This window comes from Bacillus sp. GMs2/2 (genome assembly GCF_050172095.1).
Taxonomy (GTDB): Bacteria; Bacillota; Bacilli; order Bacillales; family Bacillaceae_G; genus Bacillus_A; species Bacillus_A cereus.
In genome coordinates, this window is the sequence record NZ_JBNLYE010000678.1 from 1 (window position 1) to 1,338 (window position 1,338).

A 1,338-nucleotide genomic window follows, 5' to 3' on the forward strand; every position below is an offset into this window, starting at 1 on the left:
TATATTGTATGGCTATGAATCTATCTCTATTTTTGTGAACTAGAAATAATATATTTATATCTTTTAAATGTTTAAGAAGGAGTGGCTGTCTGTATGAAAAAAGCAAAAGAAATAGCTAAATGCGTTGCGGTAGCGTCCGTTATTATGTCTGGATCATTTGGTTTACAAGCAACATCTGCATTTGCAGAGTCTAAAGGAACTGTAGAAAATCTTCAAAATGGTGGGAAGGTCTATAATAGTTTTAAAACTACTTATGACATGAAGCAAAATATCAAAAATTCAATAAAGGTTTCTTTTATTGAGGATCCTTACGCAGATAAAAAGATTGCAATTGTTACCACCGATGGTAGTAATATAGATGCTAAATATACAATTAATAGCGGATACTATAACGCAGGTTTAAAATGGCCATCAGCCTATCATACTGAAGCAGAAATAACAAGTGGTGATAGTGCTCAATTCCATAAAGCTGCCCCAGTTAATACAATGACTTCAGCAAAGGTCACTTCTGAGGTAGGGTATACACTTGGTGGAAGTGTTAAAGTAGGAGTAAATGATAAAGGGCCAAATGCCGATGCAAGTATCACAGGTAGCTTTGCTTGGAAAGAAAGTGTATCTTATGATCAAGTAGATTATAAAACGGTATTGGAGACTCACACAGATAAAAAATTAAATTGGAAAGTAGGATTCCAATCATTTAATTTCCCAGAGTGGGGAATTTATAATCGTGATTCATTCAATACTTTCTATGGTAATCAACTATTTATGAAATCACGTAGTTATAATGAAGGAACGAATAATTTTGTTTCAAAAGATACAGTACCAGCTTTAACAGGATATGGTTTTTCTCCAAACGTAGTAGCGGTTATTACTGCTGATAAAACAGAAACTACATCAGATTTAAAAATAACAAATCGTAGAATTTCAGATCAGTACAATATCGAATGGGTAAGTTCAAAATGGTGGGGAACAAATAATAAAGATACATATAATGAATTCTTTACGAACCACTATAAATTAGACTGGAAAAACCATCAAGTTACTCTTGATAAACAAAAAGCCCTTGAAGAACAAATGAATAGTATCAACAGTGTGAATGATAAACTTAACAAAGGAAAAGGGAAATTATCTCTTTCAATGAATGGAAATCAACTCCAAGCTACGTCTAGCAATGCTGGTTATGGTATCAGTTACGAAGATAAAAATTGGGGTATCTTTGTAAATGGTGAAAAGGTCTATACTTTTAATGAAAAATCAACTGTAGGCAATATATCTAATGATATTAACAAATTAAACATTAAAGGACCTTATATCGAGATTAAACAGATTTAGTCAGAA

1 protein-coding gene is annotated in these 1,338 nt (G+C 32.2%); it reads left to right on the forward strand.

All coding sequences use genetic code 11. The features are described from left to right. The first annotated feature begins 93 nt into the window (after positions 1 to 93). A complete protein-coding gene (hlyII, locus tag ACQGS6_RS28610; protein ID WP_000709371.1) occupies positions 94 to 1,332 on the forward strand; it encodes a hemolysin II HlyII in 1,239 nt (412 codons plus the stop codon). Positions 1,333 to 1,338: the final 6 nt, after the last annotated feature.

What these genes read in the sequence shown, in the direction of transcription:
- hlyII (WP_000709371.1), top strand. Translation starts at nt 94, where the DNA reads ATGAAAAAAGCAAAAGAAATAGCTAAATGCGTTGCGGTAGCGTCCGTT.